Origin of the sequence: Marinobacter goseongensis, from assembly GCF_023156235.1 — a bacterium.
Lineage (GTDB): Bacteria > Pseudomonadota > Gammaproteobacteria > Pseudomonadales > Oleiphilaceae > Marinobacter > Marinobacter goseongensis.
Map to the genome: position 1 here is coordinate 66,486 of NZ_JAKZAI010000011.1, position 19,423 is coordinate 85,908.

General features: G+C 60.8%; 16 protein-coding genes. 9 read left to right on the plus strand and 7 right to left on the minus strand.

The window, feature by feature from the left end:
* Positions 1-28: 28 nt before the first annotated feature.
* Complete coding sequence (locus tag MLC70_RS11545) at positions 29-1,237, minus strand: acyl-CoA dehydrogenase family protein (RefSeq protein WP_248183907.1); 1,209 nt, start codon at positions 1,235-1,237, stop codon at positions 29-31.
* A gap of 24 nt (positions 1,238-1,261) precedes the next feature.
* On the minus strand, positions 1,262-2,566 hold the full coding sequence (locus MLC70_RS11550) for an acyl-CoA dehydrogenase family protein (RefSeq protein WP_248183908.1): 1,305 nt from the start codon (positions 2,564-2,566) through the stop codon (positions 1,262-1,264).
* Positions 2,567-2,814: 248 nt separating this feature from the next.
* On the opposite strand from MLC70_RS11550, the gene MLC70_RS11555 reads away from it, so the two are divergent.
* Both MLC70_RS11555 and MLC70_RS11560 read left to right on the plus strand, forming a co-directional pair.
* Positions 2,815-4,527 carry an autotransporter assembly complex protein TamA gene (locus MLC70_RS11555; RefSeq protein WP_427902107.1) on the plus strand — a complete coding sequence of 571 codons (1,713 nt, stop codon included), beginning with the start codon at positions 2,815-2,817 and terminating at the stop codon, positions 4,525-4,527.
* Positions 4,524-8,300, plus strand: a complete 3,777-nt coding sequence (locus MLC70_RS11560; RefSeq protein ID WP_248183909.1) for a translocation/assembly module TamB domain-containing protein — start codon at positions 4,524-4,526, stop codon at positions 8,298-8,300. Before MLC70_RS11555 ends, MLC70_RS11560 begins: the two co-directional genes overlap by 4 nt.
* Here MLC70_RS11560 and MLC70_RS11565 read toward each other — a convergent pair.
* Genes MLC70_RS11565 through MLC70_RS11575 form a run of 3 tightly spaced genes read right to left on the minus strand, consistent with a single transcriptional unit; the run spans position 8,297 to position 10,769 of the window.
* Positions 8,297-8,983, minus strand: a complete 687-nt coding sequence (locus tag MLC70_RS11565; protein WP_248183910.1) for an SIMPL domain-containing protein — start codon at positions 8,981-8,983, stop codon at positions 8,297-8,299. The genes MLC70_RS11560 and MLC70_RS11565 overlap by 4 nt on opposite strands.
* Before the next feature lie 54 nt (positions 8,984-9,037).
* A complete protein-coding gene (locus tag MLC70_RS11570; RefSeq protein WP_248183911.1) occupies positions 9,038-9,775 on the minus strand; it encodes a gamma-glutamyl-gamma-aminobutyrate hydrolase family protein in 738 nt (245 codons plus the stop codon).
* Positions 9,765-10,769 (minus strand): amidoligase family protein, encoded by a 1,005-nt coding sequence (locus MLC70_RS11575; protein ID WP_248183912.1) that lies wholly within the window; start codon positions 10,767-10,769, stop codon positions 9,765-9,767. Before MLC70_RS11575 ends, MLC70_RS11570 begins: the two co-directional genes overlap by 11 nt.
* A gap of 163 nt (positions 10,770-10,932) precedes the next feature.
* On the opposite strand from MLC70_RS11575, the gene lexA reads away from it, so the two are divergent.
* Both lexA and MLC70_RS11585 read left to right on the plus strand, forming a co-directional pair.
* Entirely contained in the window at positions 10,933-11,541 is a 609-nt protein-coding gene (gene lexA, locus MLC70_RS11580; RefSeq protein WP_248183913.1) for a transcriptional repressor LexA, read from the plus strand.
* A 33-nt stretch (positions 11,542-11,574) separates the two neighbouring features.
* A complete protein-coding gene (locus MLC70_RS11585; RefSeq protein WP_248183915.1) occupies positions 11,575-12,075 on the plus strand; it encodes a cell division inhibitor SulA in 501 nt (166 codons plus the stop codon).
* A 19-nt stretch (positions 12,076-12,094) separates the two neighbouring features.
* Here the strand turns inward: MLC70_RS11585 and MLC70_RS11590 are convergent, their stop codons facing one another.
* Both MLC70_RS11590 and MLC70_RS11595 read right to left on the minus strand, forming a co-directional pair.
* Entirely contained in the window at positions 12,095-12,355 is a 261-nt protein-coding gene (locus MLC70_RS11590) for a hypothetical protein (protein WP_248183916.1), read from the minus strand.
* Positions 12,356-12,400: 45 nt separating this feature from the next.
* The gene (locus tag MLC70_RS11595) at positions 12,401-12,895 is read right to left on the minus strand and encodes a DUF6586 family protein (RefSeq protein ID WP_248183917.1); all 495 of its coding nucleotides are present in this window, start codon (positions 12,893-12,895) and stop codon (positions 12,401-12,403) included.
* A 279-nt stretch (positions 12,896-13,174) separates the two neighbouring features.
* Here MLC70_RS11595 and MLC70_RS11600 point away from each other — a divergent pair, with 279 nt between their 5' ends.
* From MLC70_RS11600 to MLC70_RS11620, 5 genes are all read left to right on the plus strand, one after another.
* A complete protein-coding gene (locus tag MLC70_RS11600) occupies positions 13,175-14,533 on the plus strand; it encodes a DUF1329 domain-containing protein (protein WP_248183919.1) in 1,359 nt (452 codons plus the stop codon).
* Positions 14,534-14,606: 73 nt separating this feature from the next.
* Complete coding sequence (locus tag MLC70_RS11605) at positions 14,607-14,936, plus strand: SOS cell division inhibitor (protein ID WP_248183921.1); 330 nt, start codon at positions 14,607-14,609, stop codon at positions 14,934-14,936.
* Between the two features lie 70 nt (positions 14,937-15,006).
* Positions 15,007-16,461 carry a sigma-54 dependent transcriptional regulator gene (locus tag MLC70_RS11610; protein WP_248183922.1) on the plus strand — a complete coding sequence of 485 codons (1,455 nt, stop codon included), beginning with the start codon at positions 15,007-15,009 and terminating at the stop codon, positions 16,459-16,461.
* 227 nt (positions 16,462-16,688) lie between these two features.
* A complete protein-coding gene (locus tag MLC70_RS11615) occupies positions 16,689-17,918 on the plus strand; it encodes a sensor histidine kinase (RefSeq protein ID WP_248183923.1) in 1,230 nt (409 codons plus the stop codon).
* 22 nt (positions 17,919-17,940) lie between these two features.
* Positions 17,941-19,401 (plus strand): sigma-54-dependent transcriptional regulator, encoded by a 1,461-nt coding sequence (locus MLC70_RS11620; RefSeq protein ID WP_248183925.1) that lies wholly within the window; start codon positions 17,941-17,943, stop codon positions 19,399-19,401.
* Positions 19,402-19,423 lie beyond the last annotated feature (22 nt).

Consider the following 19,423-nt stretch of genomic DNA (forward strand, 5'->3'; position numbering starts at 1 on the left):
ATTTCTGTGAATTTTCTCACAGGTTAGCTCATTTGAGCTCGGCCGACGACTTCCCGAGTAGGCGCCGGGCAATGATCAGCAACTGAATCTGCTGGGTGCCCTCGAAAATATCCAGAATTTTGGAATCCCGCGCCCACTTCTCGATCAGCTCGGTTTCGCCGTAGCCCAGGCTGCCGCACAGCTCCACGCAGCGCAGGGTAATGGTGTTACCCACCCGCCCGGCCTTGGCCTTGGCCATGGAGGCCTCTTTCGAGTTGGGCAGGCCGTTGTCAGCCATCCACGCGGCTTTCAGGGTCAGCAGCCTGGCGGCCTCGAGCTCCGCCTCCAGCAGTTGCAGCTCCCGGCTGACCGCCGGCTGGGTCCAGGTCTGGGTGTGATAGTCCAGATCAATTCCGGACTCCGCGATGATCTGGCGGGTGCGTTCCAGCGCTGCGCGGGCCACCCCGATGGCCATGCCAGCGACCACCGGGCGGGTGTTGTCGAACGTTTGCATGGCCCCCGCGAAGCCCTTGTTGACGCTGATCTCCGGATCCCCCAGCAGATTCTCCTTGGGCACCCGGCAGTTCTCGAAGCGGATGGCGGCGGTGTCGGAGGCGCGGATGCCGAGTTTTTTCTCGAGTCGCTCCAGGGTCATACCCGGTGTGCCTTTCTCCACCACGAAGGACTTGATGGCGGCCTTACCCTTGTTGCGGTCCAGACTGGCCCACACCACCACGGCGTTGGCACGCTCGCCGGCGGTGACGTAGATCTTCTCGCCGTTGATCACGTAATGGTCGCCGTCTTCTCTTGCGGTGGTGCGAATGGCCGCGGAGTCGGAACCGGCCCCTGGCTCGGTAATGGCCATCGCGGCCCAGGTGTCTCCCAGGCGCGCCAGCTGTTCTTCGTTGGCCACTGCCGCGATGGCGGAATTGCCGAGCCCCTGACGGGGGATGGACAGGGCGAGACCGACATCGCCCCAGCACAGTTCGGTCAGCCCCAGCACGGTTTTCATGTTGGTGCCGTTACGATTGCCCGGGGCGCCATTGCCGCCGGAGCGGGCGAGCTTGCCGGCGCCGGCACCGCCGTCGGGTGCACCGTCGTTCATGCCGTCCATGATGGAGGCAAACATATCCAGTTCTTTGGGATAGGCGTGTTCCGCGCGGTCGTATTTGCGGGAGATGGGGCGGAAGACTTCCTGCGCCACCTGGCGTGCCTGATTCACAATGGGGGAAAATTTTTTCGGTATTTCCAGATACATGGGGTGCTCCAGATTTGCTCAGGCTCAGGCGTGGGCGCCGCCGGTGTGAGTGGCCACAGACCGCAGATCGCGGTACCAGCGTTCAACCGGATGTTCTTTTACAAAGCCATGGCCACCCAGCAGCTGAACTCCGTTGGTACCAATTTCCATGGCCTTCTCATTGCACAGTAGCCTGGCGAGGCAGGCTTCCCGGTGAAAGGTCTGGTTCGTCTCTGCCCGGCTGGCCGCGCGCCAGGTCAGCATGCGCATGCTCTCGGTTTCGATGGCCAGATTGCTGATCATGAACGCCACGGATTGTCGATGGCTGATGGGCTCTCCAAAGGCTTCCCGCTCATTGCAGTAGGGGATGACGTAATCCACTACCGCCTGGGCGGTGCCGATTGCCAGCCCGCAGCGCAGCAGGGCTCCCATGTCCAGAAAGGCCTGGTAATCGAAGTTGTCGTCACCCAGCAGGGCATCGGTGAGCACGTTGACATCTTTCAGGGTAATGGTGGCCGGTTGCGCGGCCCGCAGGCCCATGGCGGGATCCGCCTCGCAGATCAGTCCCGGGGTGCCGCTTTCGATGATAAACAGTCGTGGGCGGCCATTCAGGCTGGCGGAGACCAGCATCAGATCGCTCTGGGCGCCCAGGATCACGCCGTTTTTCTGGCCATTGAGTCGATAGCCGTTGGGCGTGGTGTCGGCGCGAGTGCTCAGCGTCAGGGGATCAAACAGCGCCCTTGGCTCGTCCATGGCAATGGTGGCTACCGGGGGTTCGGGTTCGCAGAACGCGGGCAGGTACCGGGACTGCTGTTCACCGGTGCCCCAGCGGGTGATGGCCTGGGCCACGCTGAACGGCGCCAGCAACGCCACGGCCAGGCCCATATCGCCCCACGCCAGTTGTTCGGCGATCAGCACGCTGGTCACCGGTGATTGTGTTTCGGCCACGCCCCCGAACTCCGCGGGCACGGCGTACAGGGCCAGGCCAAGCTCGGTGGTGGTGTCAAACACATCCGCCGGCATGGCGCCGGCTTCGTCAGCCCCTGCGGCGGCCGGGCGCAGGGTGTCCCGCGCCAGTCGCTGGAGGCTGTCCACGATCATCTGTTGGTCTTCATCCAGCGTAAGGTCAAACAGTATCGGTGCGGGTTTTCCGGGTAATCTTTTGCGGGGCAGCCAGTTCGACACCCGCTTGAACTCCCGCCCGGCCAGCGCCAGAGTGCGAAATCCGATGCGGGTACCGTGGTAGGCTGTTTTTTCAGTGGCTGTGCGCAGCCCGAAACGGTCCAGTAAGGGGTTGGCGGCAAGGCGATTCATCATGGCCAGTGCCATACCGATGGGATCCCTGGTCATTGTGGGTCTCCTTTGAAGGCGGCGGGAACCCGGCGCGCCTGTTACTATCAGACTGGTTGTTGTTGAAATTGATCAGGGTTGATCATGGGCGCGTTGCGTCTGTCAGCCATTGGCATAAGGAGCGTGGGTAGTGGTCGGTCTGGTCAATCCGGTAAACTCCCGCGCAGCCTTGAATTCTCCCTATAACAAAGACGATTCATATTCGGATGCTACTCCTCTCCAGACACCGCCTCCTTCCCGGCATTCATGTGTTGATCACCCTGCTTTTGATGGTGCCATGCCAGCTGTGGGCCAATCAGGTGAGCGTGGAAGTGGAGGGTGATTACCCGCAGCTCCAGGAAAACGCCGAGGTGTTTCTGGGGGTGGTCGAAGACCGCAGCGCGGATAACCTGAGGCGCTACGCACGCACGGCAGAGAAACAGGTAAAGCAGGCACTCAAAGCTTTGGGCTATTACAGCCCGGTCGTTGATTGGACGGTGTCCGAAGGTGACAGCGACGAGCCTGCGTTACTGACGCTCAAGGTGATTCCGGGTGAGCCGGTGCGCGTCCGTTCAAGGGTCGTACGGATTGAAGGGCCAGCATCGGCGGACGACAGCTTCCTGAGCGCCATTCCAGACACCCCCACGGAAGGCGATGTGCTGGATCACGGCCAGTACAGCAGCCTGCGTCAGTCCATTCAGAACCGAGCCCGCCGGCTGGGCTACTTTGACGGTGAGTTTGTCAGTCGTACACTCGAGGTCAATCCCGAGCAGCGCAGCGCCGATATCATCATTAACTTTCGCAGCGGGGAGCGATACCGCTTCGGAAAAGTGACCTTCGAGGAGGGGCACGGGTTCGAAAACAGCCTGCTTGAACAGTTTGTCACCATCGAGCCCGGGCAACTGTTCCATGCAGATGAGGTCGCAAAGCTGAACCGGGACCTGTCTGACAGCGGCTATTTTTCCGGCGTGGATATTGATGCGTCCCCAACCAATGCAGACAACGGTGTGATTCCCGTTGACGTTGGTCTGACCACGCGCCCACCGAGGTCGGTCGCGACCGGCGTCGGTTTCTCGACCGATGTGGGGCCTCGCTTCAGTGCTAACTGGCGGGAGCACTGGATCAATCGGATGGGGCACCGTCGTGGGGCGGACATGGAGCTGTCCGAACCACGCCAGAACCTCAGTACCTACTATGAGTTGCCACTCGACCCACCCATGACGGACTCTATTCGCTTCGGTGCGGGATATCAGCGAGAAGACATCGAGGATGTGGAGTCCGAATTATTGACACTGGGACAGCAGTGGAAGCATCAGCTCGACTCCGGATGGCTTCAAGTGGCCTCCCTGGGTTGGGAAGGTGAGCGCTTCCGCATCGGTGAGGATGATCGTAAAACCAGCAGTCTCTTGCTGCCAGGGCTGGGGTATTCCAAACTCCACGCTAATTCGCCCCTCGATCCGTCCCGGGGGTATCGGGTGCAGGCGGACGTCAGGGGCTCTCATCGAGCAGCGCTCTCCGATGTGGACATCCTGCACGTGAATTTTCTTGCGCGCGGGCTGTATACCCTCGCGGACCGACATCGGTTTCTGACGCGTTTCCAGTTCGGTGGCGTTGCGACCAACCAGTTTGACGATGTGCCGCCCTCCCTGCGATTTTTCGCCGGCGGCGACCAGAGCGTGCGTGGCTACGGGTACGAAACTCTGTCGCCGAAGGACGAAAATGGTGCGGCGATTGGTGGGCGCTATCTGTTGGTGGGCAGCGTCGAGTACCAGTATGAATTTGTCACGAATTGGCGCATGGCGGCATTTTATGATGAAGGCAACGCCATGAACGACTTGCTGGACCCCCGTGCCAGCGGCGCGGGTATCGGGATCCGCTGGGTGAGTCCGGTCGGCCCAATCCGCTTCGACATTGCCCATGGGCTGGATGACGAGTTAGGTGGCGACTGGCGAATTCACTTTTCCATGGGGCCAGAGCTGTGACGGACGACAACCGCGACAAGGCAACGGCCGCTCCCGCTGAGCCGACCGCGCACGCCGGCACGCCACGCCGGAGCTGGCGGTTCTGGCTGTTGGTGATTCTGCTGCTGGCGCTGCTGTTGCCGCTGGCACTGGTGGCTGCGCTATTGTTGGTGCTGCGTTCGGAAACCGGCACCGCCTGGGCCATTGACCAGGTGCCTGGCCTGACCGTTGAGGGCGACCGCGGTTCATTGTTCGGCTACTGGCAGGCCGAGTCGGTGATCTGGCAGGGATACGGCACCGGGGTGCGATTGCAAGCAGTGGTGGTGGACTGGTCGCCCGGATGTCTGCTGAGTAAGGAGCTGTGCCTCGACACGCTGCATGCGCAAACCATCGATCTGACACTGCAGCCCTCTGGCGAGCCGGAGGAGCCGGGCGGGGATATCAGCCTGCCCGTCGTCAATCTGCCTGTGGGCGTGCGCATTGGTGATGTCCAGCTGGGCCGCTTCACGCTGGATGGCAGCAAGGTGTGGGACAGTTTGGAACTCAAAGCCGGAGGATCCGGGGCGGACTGGACTCTGGAGCACGCCCGTTACCGCCTCGACGAGATTGCGGTGGGTGCGTCCGGGCGTCTGGAAACCCGGGGCGGCTGGCCACTTGACCTCGATGTGGACGTGTCTCTGCCGCCACCCCGGGGCGACGCCTGGCAGATTGCGTTGAATCTCACCGGCAGTGCCGAGGACCTCAGGCTTTCGGCTCGCAGCCGTGGGTACCTGGAGGCGTCGTTGCGGGGCCGGGCTGCGCCGCTGGACAAGCGTTTGCCCCTGCAGCTTGAACTGGAATCCCCGTCGTTCCTGGCGCTGGACGCCTTGCCACCGACACTCACTCTGAAAGATTGGCGGTTGGCGCTGGACGGCAGCCTGGAAAAGGGCTTCGCAACCCGTTCAAACGCGGTACTCCCGGGCACCGCCGGTCCGGTCACGGTGTCACTGCAGGGGCTTGTGACCACCGCTGGCGCATCGGATGTCAGCCTGCAACTGACCGGCCCGCAGGACGGCCCACAACCGGGCACGCTGGCGCTGACCGGCGATGTGAGCTGGCAGGAGGCTCTGAACGCTGAGCTGTCGGTCGCCCTGGCAGCTTTCCCCTGGCACACGCTGCTGCCCGACATGGCGCAGCCTCCGGTCACTCTGCGCCAACTGCAGGGCGATCTCGAATACCGGGACGGTCGTTACAATGCGCAGCTTGAGGCCGCAGTGACCGGGCCCTATGGCGATGCAGAACTGGATACCGCGCTGGCCGGCGACCTGGAATCGGTCTCCCTGACCGAGCTGCTGGTCAGTACCGGGGCCGGCGAGCTTCGCGGCAAGGCGGAGATCGGTTTCGCCGATCAGTTGAGTTGGGACGCCGGCATCACGCTCGACGAGTTCAATCCCGGCTACTGGGTGCCGGCACTGGAGGCCCGACTTGACGGGAAAGTCAGCAGCCAGGGGCGTCTGAGCGCGGAGGGTCAGCCGGACATGACCGCCGACTGGGATATCGTCGGGCAATGGCAGAACGAGCCAGCGAAAACCCGGGGGCAGCTGGAGGTGGCCGCCGGCACCTGGATTGTCTCGGAGCTGGTCGGCGAGCTGGGGGACAACCGCGTCAACGGCAGCGGGCGCTGGGGCGAAACGCTGGCGGGGGATCTGCAGATCAACCTGCCGGATCCGGGTATTCTGGTGCCGGGCCTGGCGGGGGAGCTGGCCGCCACGTTGACGGTGACCGGCGGCACCCCTGATGATCCCGAGGGAACCCTGAGCCTGCGCGGCTCGGATCTGGTCTGGCAGGATGCGGCGGCGGTGTCACAGGTGGCGGTGGATGCCAGTCTCCCGGGTGGACGCCGGATTGCGGCGTCGGCGCGAGCGCAGGAGATTCGCTCTGGTGAGCAGAGCCTCGCTGGGCTGGAGCTGGAATTGAACGGAACTCGACAGAGCCACCGGTTAACGTTGTCCGCATTGCATGACGAAGCAGAGCTGACCATGGCGCTGGCCGGCGTTGCCGGGGACGCGTGGAAGAGCTGGCAGGGCGCGATCGAGCAGGGGAGGATTGACTTGCCCGGCGCGTCCCAGACCTGGACGCTGGATCAGCCGGCGGAGATGGCGTACCGGGAAAACGGAACCCTGACCCTGGGTAGCCATTGCTGGCGTTGGCAGGACAGTTCCATCTGTGCCGAGGATCAGACTCTGCTTCCGGAGCCGGCGCTGGCCTACCGCATTGATAACTTCCCGACATCGGCGTTGGCGCCGTTGCTGCCGGACACCCTGCGCTGGGATGCCGCCCTGAACGCAACCCTTGATCTCACCATGACTGATCAGGGGCCGGACGGCACTTTCTCCGTGGATGCCGGTGCCGGTGATTTCGAGGTTCGGGTACTGGAGGAGTGGGAGACGCTCCGGCACGACACGTTCACCGTAAACGTCGCCATGAAACCTGAAGTGGCGGATGTCACCGTGAATCTCGCGGGCCCCGAACTCGGCCAGTTTGATCTGGACCTTTCCGTGGATCCGACGACCGAAGCGCGGCCGGTGACCGGCCGCTTTTCCCTCGCCGGTCTCGACATTGCCCTTGCCGGAGTGATTGCCGGGCTGGAAGAATTCGAGGGGGAACTCAATGGTGAAGGCCGGTTATCCGGGCCCCTGCTGAGGCCGGCGGTTAACGGCGAAGTGGCGCTTACTGGCGGGCGCTTCGTTGACCCGTCCATTCCGCTCCCTCTGAACGATGTGGTGATTGCCCTGCAGCTGAACGGCTACTCGGCCGACCTCAGCGGACGCTGGAACAGCAGTGACCGGGCGAAGGGGAGGCTCACCGGCGCCTTTGACTGGGAGAACCAGCCCTCGGCTGAAGTCACCGTTACCGGCGACCGCCTGCCGATCACTTACGATCCTTACGCACAGGTAGAGGTGGCGCCCGACATCACCATCGCCTTCCGGGAAGGCGCGCTGTCAGTGACGGGGCGGGTGGATGTCCCCCGCGGCGAGATTGAGGTGCAGGCATTGCCGCCGCAGGCGGTGTCGGTGTCCGAAGACGAAGTGATCGTGGGCGTCGAACCGGAGGAACGGGCGATTGAGGCTCTGAACATGGACATCACCGTTGTGGTTGGTGATGACAAGGTGACGTTCGATGCCTTCGGTGTGACCGGTGACCTGAAAGGCACGCTGCGAATTGGCAATGACATGGACACCCGCGGCTCGCTGAAACTGGTCGATGGCCGATACGAAGCCTATGGCCAAGAGTTGGACCTGCGCCGGGCGCGGGTTGTTTTCGTCGGATCCCTGACTGAACCCTACCTCGACATCGAAGCCGTTCGTCGGGTGGATTCGGTCGTGGCGGGTATCCGCCTGAGTGGGCCAGTTAGCGAGCCGGAAACCGAGGTGTTTTCCGAGCCATCCATGCCCCAGAGCGACGCGTTGTCTTATGTGATTCTGGGGAGAGCGCCGCAGAGCCAGGGCGAAGAGGGGCAGATGAGTCAGGCGGCTATTTCGTTGGGGCTGACTCAGGCCAACAAGCTCACCCAGGGTATCGGGGACGAATTGGGCATCCGAAACCTGATGCTCGAAACAGAGGGGGCTGGCGACGAGGCTTCAGTAGTGGCCAGCGGCTATATCACCGATAAATTGAGCCTGCGCTACGGCGTGGGGATATTTGAACCCATCACCACTGTCGCCTTGCGCTATGATCTGGGCCGCTACTTCTATCTGGAAGCGGCCAGTGGCCTGGCCGCATCGCTGGACATTTTCTACACCCGGGACTTCTAATCGAGCTTGAAGGTGGCGTTGACGCTGGCGCGAAGTTCCCGGTCGCTGATGCTGGATACTGCATCGCCAGCGGACATTGCTTCCGCCCGCATCATCGGAACCGGGTGATGTCCGCCGTTGATGTTGAGGGTGACCACCTCCCCACAGGACATGTCCAGCTCTTCGGCCACGAAGTCGCAGCGAGATCGGGCATCGGCAATGGCCCTTGCCAGCGCCTGCTTCTGCAGGCCGTTCTCATCCGAGTGATAGAAGTTGCCGGCACCCAGGTGGTAATCCATGCCCAGCTTCTGGGCTTCGGCCAGCAACGGGTTCAGCAGCGCCAGATCGTCAATGGTGAAACTGACGGTCTGCGATGCCACCGCCCGTTTCTCCGGCTCCTGGTCCCGCTCCTGCATCGGGATCATCCGGGTGTACAGATTCAGGTCGGCATCGTTGTACTCGTCGAGCTGGTCGCGATAGGCGTCGATGGCACTGCGCCACTGGGCCATCATCCGGTTGACCTCGTCAGACGCGTTGGCCGGCAGGTTGTCCTCCGCGGAGGCGGTAAACCGCACTCGGGCACTGTCAGGGGTGTATTTGACAGCGCCTTCTCCGGTCAGGGTCACTTCGCCGGCCTGGGCGGCGAGGGGGAGTAAAACCACCGCAAGGCCGGGCACCAGGTGTTTCTTCAGGGCATCAAGCATCGTCAGATCTCCGTTCTGTGTTGGGTCTTGGTTCGTGCGTTCCGGGGCCGGGCATTAGGCCCGGGTCCGGGCATCCGCCTCGTTCAGCCTCATCAGCTTGCGCTCTCGGGCGGCGTGAACAAAGTGGCTGAAAATGCGCCGGTGTCCGGCATGGTAGAGCAGGTATTCCGGGTGCCACTGAACGCCCATCAGCCACTGGTCACCGGTATTTTCAATAGCCTGGACAAACCAGTCGTTGTCTACCGCCACGACCCGCAAGCCTTTGCCGAGCCGCTTGATGGCCTGGCTATGGATACGATTGGCGCCAATTGCGGGGCTGTGCATCAACCGGCCGAGACGGCTGTTCCGGACCAGTCTGACCCTTTGCATGGGCAGTAGCAGTGGCCGATGCCGGGTGTGAACCCGCAGCGGTGTCACGTTCTGGCACAGCGAGCCGCCATGGAAAACGTTGATCAGCTGGGCGCCCCGGCAAATCCCCAGCACGGGCAGTTTCAGCTGGCGGGCGTCGGCCAGAAGCCGCTGGTCGGTCTGGTCCCGGCGGGTATCATAGCGGGCGGTTACCGTTGACTGTTGGCCGAACAGTTCCGGGGCCACATGGGTGCCGCCAGACAGCACCAGGCCGTCGAGCATCGAGACATCCACCGTTGAGCCCGGGCGGATGTAATGGGTTCTCGCGCCATGCAGTTTCAGCCCCAGGTTAATCAGCCGGTGGGCGAGACTGCGCCTCGCCGGCCCGCTGATTCCTATGGTCAGGCCCGGGAAATCCGGGCTGTCGACGGCGTTATCGGACATAGCCCCGGTCGTGCAGCCACTGGTTGCAGGTGTCTGGCCAGCTTTGGGTCAGGTTGCGCAGGCTCAGTTTGCGGCTGTTTCGAAACGCTTCCCTGAGTTCCGCCAGCTCTGCGGCATTGTTAGCCAGTTGCTCCAGCACCACCCAGTCATTCCATACCGTAGAAAAATGCCACTGCGGGTTGTCGATGTCGCAATCGGGCAGGCGGTAGTGCAGGGTCGGCCGGCTCTTGATGCGTTCGTCTTCAACGAATTCCGCCAACAAGCGGCTGTCGAGGTGCGCGAACAATGGCAGCAGATCCAGAGCCTTGTTGCGGGTCGGGTTGTATTTCAGGTAATCCCGCATCAGCTGTTCAACGTCCGGAGCGTAATCGTCCTCAAGCAGTTTGTCAGTGTAGGTGCTGCTCCAGGGTTCAATGTAGCTGGTGAATTTGCGGCTGATGTCCACCTGATGACGACCTTTGAGCCACTCGTAGAGCACGGCAAATGCCTGCAGGTAACGCACCAGAGTGGGCGCCTCCAGGTCCGGCAGCTCCGGGTTCAGTTGCAGCCCGAAGGCATAGTACAGCGCTTCGCGGCTGCCCAGGGCGCCGGCTTTTCTCAGTTCGTCACACAGGGTCTCGATGCGCTCGAGCGTCGAGAACGGCAGCGGTGGGCTGACGATCTCAAGGGGCACGATCTTCTCCGCGGCCGCATCGATCACGTCCATGGCCTGGCCACCGAGTTCGCGCACGGACTCCGGCAGGCGCTCATCCTGGAGATCCAGATCCTTGATCGGATCGGAGTCCAGTTCGATGGTGAACTTGCCCAAGTCGGTTTCCAGCTCGGCGACATACCGGGATGCAGCATGTGCGTCGCCGGACAGCAGTTTCTCCGAGAGTCTGACCAGATCCTCGTAACTCAGTCCGGACAGTTCGATTTCGACGCCGACACGCCGCTCTTCGCCGGATGCGGTTCGCAGTATGTCCGGCATCCTGCACGCCTGTGATTCGCTCATTCCTGTGCCTCCACAATAGGTTGCCGTTACCTTAACACAGACCCCAACAGGGTGAGCCCGGGGCTTGCTGACAAAAAATACAGGAAGCAGTCTTTACACTGGATAAAACACTGTATATAGTCAATTCACTGTATATAAAAACAGGATAAAAGGGGGCAACCTCATGAAGCTGACAGCAAGGCAAAGCCAGGTACTGGATATTATCCGGCGCTACGTGGATGAAACCGGATACCCGCCGACCCGCGCGGAAATCGCCGCGGAACTTGGGTTCCGCTCAGCCAACGCCGCCGAGGAGCATCTGAGGGCGCTGGCGCGCAAAGGCGCGATTGAGATGGTTCCGGGCGCAAGCCGCGGTATCCGGTTGCCTGAGGCGGAAGCCGACCTGGGCCTGCCGGTGATTGGTCAGGTGGCGGCCGGTAGCCCGATCCTGGCTCAGGAGCACATCGAAGACCATTGCACCCTGAAGCCGGACTTTTTCTCGCCCTCAGCGGACTATCTGTTGCGGGTAAGAGGCATGAGCATGAAAGACATCGGCATTCTGGATGGCGATCTGCTCGCGGTTCATCGCACGCAGGACGTTCACAACGGTCAGGTGGTGGTGGCTCGTGTTGGCGAAGAGGTCACGGTGAAACGCTTCAGGAAAGAGGGCAACAAGGTGTTCCTGATTGCGGAAAACGAAGAATTCGTCCCGATTGAAGTCGATCTGCGGGAGCAGGAGATCTTTATCGAAGGGCTTGGCGTAGGTGTTATCCGTCGTTCGGATATGCACTGATCTCCAACGGTCAACCAGAAGACGAGGCGCATCATGGAACAACTCAGCTTTAATCAGAATATGGCGTATTCCGGCTCAGCATTCGGCTTTCAGGCGCCGGCCAGCCATCTGTCGGGAAAGTCAGCCGTTGTTCGGGCCGGTTCCGCCAGAGCGAAGCGAGCCGACCCTGCTGCGCCGGTCACTGGTAACGTCACTGAGATTATTCTGCCGGAGGGTCAGGTAGAGAATTTTCAGCTGCTGTTGCCCATGCTGACCCAGTTGAACCAGGAGAAGCGCTGGCTGGCATGGATCGATCCGCCTCAGGCGCTGGTCAGCAAGTGGCAGAAGATGCATGGCATCGTAGCAGGTGAGCTGCTGGTGTTGCGCTCAACGCCGGATTACCCGGCGCGGGATCTGGCGGAACGGGCGCTCAGCGCCGGAACCTGTCATGCGGTCGTGATGTGGACCCGCAAGCTGGGCCGGGAAGGTCTGGAAGCGCTACAGAAGGCGTCCGCTCAGGGCAACAGTCATGGGGTGGTTTTGCGCCAGCGCTGAGAGCGCTGGCGGATCTCACTCAGTGGAGGGTGTAGGACGGTTGCGCGTCCTGTGCTTCCGCGTCGTCGTCTTCCCAGTCAATATCGTGCGCAACATTGCCTACCGCTTCAATGCCAGCCGCAATCATGGCTTTGGCAACTGCCATTTCGCGATCTTCCATCATGTCGCGGGCCTCTGACGAAAACGAAATGCGGACCAGTGGTGCGGCATCGTCGTCAATGCGACGCAACGCATAATCGCCATCGCTCAGTTGTACAATTTCGAAAAAAGATGGTGACATTCACATAACCTTTCAGTTGTATTCGACCCTGTGGTGCCTCGCGATTTACCACTCGCTGTGGCGTTCTTCCAGGGTATCGGCGAATTGTTTCAACGCGTCGAGCACTTTACCCAGAGCAGCCGCAGAGCGGTCAGGACCGGAATCCGCGGATATCGCAATGATATTCTCCGCACTGACCGTTTTTCGAGTTGCCGGTGGCTTGGCCTGCGCGGCCTCCAGTTGATCCAGGTGGTTCCACCAACTGCCGCCTTTGCGCGCCAGAGTCAGCAACTCAGCGGTTTCCGGGTTGTCCTCTCCAAGCAAAGCGACCAGTGCCTCCAGCGTTTCGGGATCGCTTTGCTTCTGTTGGTACAGCTTCGCAACCATGATCAGCAACAGGCGCCTTGCCCGCAGCGCCAGCTCAATGCTGCCCTGTAGACCTGCTTCCCGCTGCAAGGCGTCACCGGCGTCCTCCCCGCTGGAGGGGGTGTCAGCCTGCCGTAACAGCACCCGGGCCATGAACAGCTTTTGGGAAACCAGTGAATACCACTGTGACGCCATGATTACCTGCCAAAAAAGATGGACGGCCGAGTCGGAAATAAGCGCCCATTAAATTAATTCACCAGTCTATCATTTTTACAGTTGCATTTCCTCCCCTGTGTTGGTCGTCACGGGTTTAACAAGAAACTACAAACATTCACTTGAAACGCCCGTTTGAATTTGGCAAAAAGGCCGCCCGCTGAACGAGATTTGAGCGATTTCAGCGGTTCGCAATCGCGAGCGGAGAGCACTGTTTTTTTGCGGCAGGGCGGTCAACGGCATAAGGGAGGTACGTTAAATATGCGTAAGCATGTGGTCACAGGTGTAGCGTTAGCATGGTTGGGAATGTCCGGCACTGCGACGGCCGCCGTCACGCAGTCGGAAGCTCAGAGGTTGGGCAACGAACTCACTCCGGTCGGTGCCGAGAGAGCAGGAAATGCATCCGGTAGTATCCCCGAGTGGACCGGAGGGCTGACAACGCCGCCTGCTGACTGGAAGTCGGGGCAGGTGGAAACCGACCCGTTCCCCGAAGACTCGCCGCTGTTCATCATCACTGCAGAGAACCTTGATCTTTATCGCGACAGGCTGACGGCCGGGCATATCAAGATGCTTGAGCAGTACGGCCCTGACTTCTTCATGCCGGTTTACGAGACACGTCGTACCGCGGCCTTTCCTGAGCATGTGTACGACAAGTTTCGGGAAAATGCAGTGTCCGCTGAGCTGCTGGATAACGGCAACGGTGTCCGCGACACCATCATGACCAGCCCGTTCCCGATTCCCGGAAGCGGTCTGGAGGTGATCTGGAACCACATTCTTCGTTATCGTGGCGAGGAGCTGTCGTTTCGCAGCGCATCTGCCACTCCGCAGGTAAATGGCTCCTACAACCCGGTGGTTAACGAGTACAATTATTTCTTCGCGTACAGCCGCCGTGGGGCTGATCTGGACGATATTGATAACAAGATCTTTTACCTGAAGACCGACACCATTGCGCCATCAAATCTGGCCGGTACCATTACCCTGGTCCACGAAACCCTCGATCAGATCCGTTCCCCCCGGTTGGCCTGGCGTTACGATGCCGGCTCACGCCGTCTGCGTCGCTCGCCGAATCTGGCTTACGAAACCGACCTGCCGAATTCTTCTTCTCTGCGGTCGGTGGATCAGAAGGATATGTACAATGGCGCGCCGAACCAGTACGACTGGGTGCTCAAGGGCAAGCGCGAAGTGTTTGTGCCCTATAATGCGTACCGCCTGCACGAGAAAGAGGTTCGTCCTGATGATGTGATCCGCCCGGGTCACATCAACCAGGAGCTGGCCCGTTACGAACTGCATCGCGCGTGGGTTGTGGAGGCAAGGCTGCGTACAGGCATCAGCCACATCTACTCCCGCCGGGTCTTCTATGTCGATGAGGACAGCTGGCAGATTCTCGCGTCAGAGGCATACGACGCAGAGGGTAACCTGTGGCGCGTATCGGAAGCCCATAACATCAGTTTCTACAGCGAACCGGTGTTCTGGACTACCATGGAAATGACATACGATCTGAAATCGGGTCGTTATTACATCGACGGTCTTGATGACGGATTCTCGGCATACAATTTCGCGCCGGGTTTCCGTGGCAACCAGTTTACGGCCTCCGCAGCCCGCCGGGCGGCGCGTCGTTAACAGGCAAGAAGGGCAGGGGCGAGGCGCCTGCCCGGCTCATCTGGCCCTACGTCAGGCGCAGGAGATACACCCCATGGCTGAGACTTCGACGCACATGCAAGCACTGGACCGGTTGATCGAGGGCCTGGAGCAATCGCTTGAGGATCAGGAATGGGATCGTCTCACCGAGCTGAACAGCCGCGTGCGCGTGACCGTTGAGCCGGTTATGGCACAACTGGAGGCCGGCGAGCTGGAAGCCGAGCCGGTCCGCGAACGTCTGGCCAGGCTGCAAACTTTTTGCGACGCTGCCAGTGCGGGAGCCTCGGAAGCCCGTGATGAAGCCCGTCAGGCGCTGAAGGGCGTCAACCGTAACCGTACCGCAGCACGCGCGTATCAAAACGTTTCAACGAACCGCACCAAATAGCGTCATAAAATTGACTCTCACGCTTTTAAAGTCTTAAATATCGCTCAAATCCTCTCAGAGATGTAACGGGATGCCGAAGAATAACAAAATGCTGGTGCTGAGCGAGGACGACACTCGCCGCCGCGACATGGTCACCATTCTGGAGTTCATCGGAGAAGAGCAGGTTATTGCCGGTGATGAAGCCAGAGCGCTGCTCGCCACGGGTGATGAGACCGCGTTGGCATCGGTATCGGTCGCGATGCTGGACGGCGAGGACGCGAGTGTCCAGCAAACCGTCTCCGAGGTTTGCAGCAAACTGCAGGGCGTGCCGGTGCTGATGGTGGGCGACCCTTCGCTGAAAGGCGTTGCCGATGATGTTCTGGCCCGTATCATCGCCCGCATGACCTGGCCATTGAGTTACACCAAGTTCGTGGATTCACTCTACCGGGCGCAGATTTTCCGGGATCAGTTCATCCATTCCAAAGAGCGAGGCCAGCAACGGGGTCTGCAGCTATTCCGCAGCCTTGTCGGCACCAGCCGTCGGGTACAGTCGGTTCGCCAACTGATGCAGCAGGTGGCTGACAAGGAAGTGAGTGTGTTGATCACCGGCGAATCGGGCACCGGCAAGGAGGTGGTGGCCAGAAACCTGCATTACCACTCCACCCGTCGGGACAAACCTTTCGTTCCGGTGAACTGTGGCGCCATCCCGGGGGAGCTGCTGGAAAGCGAGCTGTTCGGCCACGAAAAAGGCGCCTTCACCGGGGCCATTACCGCCCGGGTGGGTCGTTTCGAGATGGCAGAGGGCGGCACCCTGTTTCTCGACGAAATCGGGGACATGCCCCTAAACATGCAGGTCAAAATACTGCGGGTCCTGCAGGAGCGCACGTTCGAGCGAGTCGGCAGCAACCGGACCCTGTCCGCCGACGTGCGCATCATCGCGGCCACTCACAAACATCTGGAAGACATGATCGGCAGTGGTGATTTCCGCGAGGATCTCTACTACCGCCTGAACGTGTTCCCCATCGAAATGCCGGCTTTGCGGGAGCGGGTGGAAGACATTCCCCTGCTGATCAACGAACTGATCTCCCGTATGGAAAAAGAGAAGCGCGGCTCCCTGCGAATGAATTCCGCTGCGATCATGAGTCTGTGCCGCCATGACTGGCCCGGAAACGTCCGTGAGCTGGCAAATCTGGTGGAGCGCCTGGCGATCATGCATCCCTATGGTGTGATCGGGGTTCAGGAGCTTCCGAAAAAATTCCGCTACGTGGATGATTACGACGAAAACCGTCCGGTCGAAGATTCCGGCATGCCATCCGGCGTGCCCGGTCTTGTCGGGTTGGATGCACCGGCGTTGTTGCCGGTGAACGGTCTGGATCTCAAGGATTATCTGTCCAACCTCGAAAAGCAGTTGATTCAACAGGCCCTTGATGAGGCCGGTGGCGTCGTTGCCCGTGCCGCCGAGAAATTGCGGATCCGCCGCACCACGCTGGTGGAGAAGGTGCGCAAGTATGGGCTTCGGGAGGAAGAGGAGTCCGAAGACTCCTGACCCTGTTCCCGTAACATAACGACCCATCGCCTACGTCAAACCTTCGTAACCACCTCCGCTTCCGACCGGGGAAACCGACATAAAACCGTCGTTTCCCCAGCGCCATGTTTTCCTGACCTCTGAAAAATATAGAAAAACCCGAGTTGGCATGATGCTGGCTTAAGTCCCTGCAAACAAACCATCCGAAGAGTTTGACCCGTTGGTCGGGTGAGTCAGGGGACGCGTTTATGAGTCAGCTACATTTTGTTGTGCAGTCATCCGCCAAGCAGGCCCAGGCCAATGCGGCGGCGGATGTGAACGACAAGGTTACCGCTCTGTTTCCACAGCAGGACGACGAAGCCGTGGATACGGCACTGGAGCTCTTCAACCAGATGTCGCGGCAGATCACCGACTCCTACCGCACCCTTGAATCCCGCGTGAATCAGCTTTCCGGTGAACTGACGGCAGAATCGCTGCAGCGCCAGCAGGAGCTGGAAGAAAAAGAGCAGCTGGCGGACCGACTCTCAACACTGCTGAACGCGCTGCCGGCCGGCGTTGTCGTACTGGACAAACAGGGCGTGGTGACTCAGACCAACCCCGCCGCGATCGGTCTGCTCGGCGAGCCCCTCGACAACGAGCGCTGGGTGGACGTCATTCGTCGCTGTTTCGCGCCACGTCGGGACGACGGTCACGAGGTGTCCCTGAAAGACGGGCGCCGGGTCAGCATTGAAATCCGCACCATGGAAAACCAGCCGGGCCAGTTGATCCTGCTCACCGATTTGACAGAAACCCGTCACCTTCAGGCGCAGCTGGCCCATGCCCAGCGTCTGTCCGCCATGGGCAAGATGGTGGCATCACTGGCCCATCAGATTCGCACACCGTTGTCTGCGGCGATTCTCTACGGTGGCCACCTCAGCCAGGACGATCTGGATGAAGAAATGCGCCAGCGCTGCGTATCACGGCTGATGTCACGGCTGACCCATCTTGAGCAGCAGGTGCGAGACATGCTGATTTTCGCCCGCGGGGAAACCCGCCTGGCGGAGGAGCTTTCCGCGGAGACCCTGGCCAGCGCCGTGGGTTCCGCTCTGGACGGCCTCAAACTGGCGCCGGAGGTTGAGGTCCGGCTGGACAGCCATGTCAGTGACAGTCGGCTGATGTGCAATCGGGACGCCCTCGTGGGCGCCTGTACCAATCTGGTGAACAACAGCCTTGAAGCCGGCGCCACCCGGGTGGTGGTCCAGCTATTCCCCGCCGGCAACGAGTTGGTGATCCGTGTCGTGGACAACGGCCCGGGGTTCGACGCAGCGCAGTCCGGTCAGCTGATGGAAGCGTTTTACACCACCAAGTCTCACGGTACCGGGCTGGGGCTCGCCGTGGTGCAGGCTGTGGTGAAAGCCCATCAGGGGCGGTTTGCCATTGAATCTTCGCAGCAGGGGGGGGCAGTGGCGACACTGACCCTGCCGCTGGTTGGAAAATAATGAACAGTCATTGGAGGCAACCATGGCCAAAGCCCGGATTCTGATAGTTGAGGATGATCATGATCTGCGCGAAGCGCTGGTGACAACGCTGGAACTGGCAAAGTTCCGGGTGTGTGAAGCGGCGAACGCGCAGCAGGCCCTGGCCCGCCTGGCGGAGTCTTCCGTGGATATGGTGGTCAGCGATGTCAATATGCCGGGCCTGTCGGGTCACGAGCTGCTGGCGGAAGTTCAGCGCCTGTACCCTGGGCTACCAATGATGCTGATTACCGCTTATGGCCAGATCAGCCACGCGGTGTCTGCCATGCAATCCGGTGCCATTGATTATCTGGTCAAGCCGTTCGAGCCCCAGGTTTTGGTGGAGGCGGTCACCAAAGTGGTGGGCGGTGTCCGCACAAAACTGAGCGATGAGCCGGTGGCGGAAGACCCCATCAGCAAACGTATGTTCCAGCTGGCCGCGAAAGTGGCGGGGAGTGATTCCACTGTGATGATCTCGGGGGAAAGTGGCACCGGGAAGGAAGTGCTCGCCCGCTACATTCATCAGCAGTCGCCACGGGCCGACCAACCTTTTGTGGCCATCAACTGCGCCGCGATTCCCGAAAACATGCTGGAAGCGATTCTCTTCGGTCATGAAAAAGGCGCCTTCACCGGTGCGGTGGCGTCATCGCCGGGCAAGTTCGAGCAGGCCAATGGCGGGACCATTTTGCTGGATGAAATCTCCGAGATGGACCTGGGTCTGCAGTCGAAGTTGCTGCGGGTGTTGCAGGAACGTGAGGTGGAGCGCGTCGGTGGGCGCAAAACCATTTCCCTGGATGTGCGCGTGGTGGCCACCACCAACCGGGATCTCGGGGATTATGTCCGCGAAGGCAAGTTCCGCGAGGATCTCTACTATCGGCTGACGGTGTTTCCCATGCACTGGCAGCCATTGCGGGAGCGGGTGCTGGACATCATGCCGTTGGCCAGCTATTTGCTGAAAAAGCACTGTCGCAAGATGAAGCTGACCGGCATCAGCTTTGCGCCAGACGCTCGCACCGCGTTGATGAGTCACGGCTGGCCGGGCAACGTGCGCGAATTGGATAACGCCATTCAGCGGGCATTGGTGCTGCACCAGGGCAACGTGATACATGACGCCGACCTGTGCCTCGAGCTCGGGATTACCGGGCGGGTGGATCGCGGCCCTGCCTCGTTCCCGGCCGCGCCGGTGCCTGATCGCAACGCGCTTTCCGAGATGCCGGAGTCCCGGGCGGGCATGCCGGAGCCGGATGCCACCGGGCAATCCCCGCTCGTCGCCGACAGTGCCGCGTCACTGGGGGATGATCTTAGGCAACAGGAGTTCCGTATTATTATCAGTACGCTCAGGAAGGAGCGCGGCCGCCGTAACCGGGCAGCCGAGCAACTCGGTATCAGTCCCCGGACCCTTCGTTACAAGCTTGCCCAGATGCGGGATGCCGGTATTGACCTGGATTCCGAACTGGCCATGGCTTGACCCCACTGCTTCACACAGAATG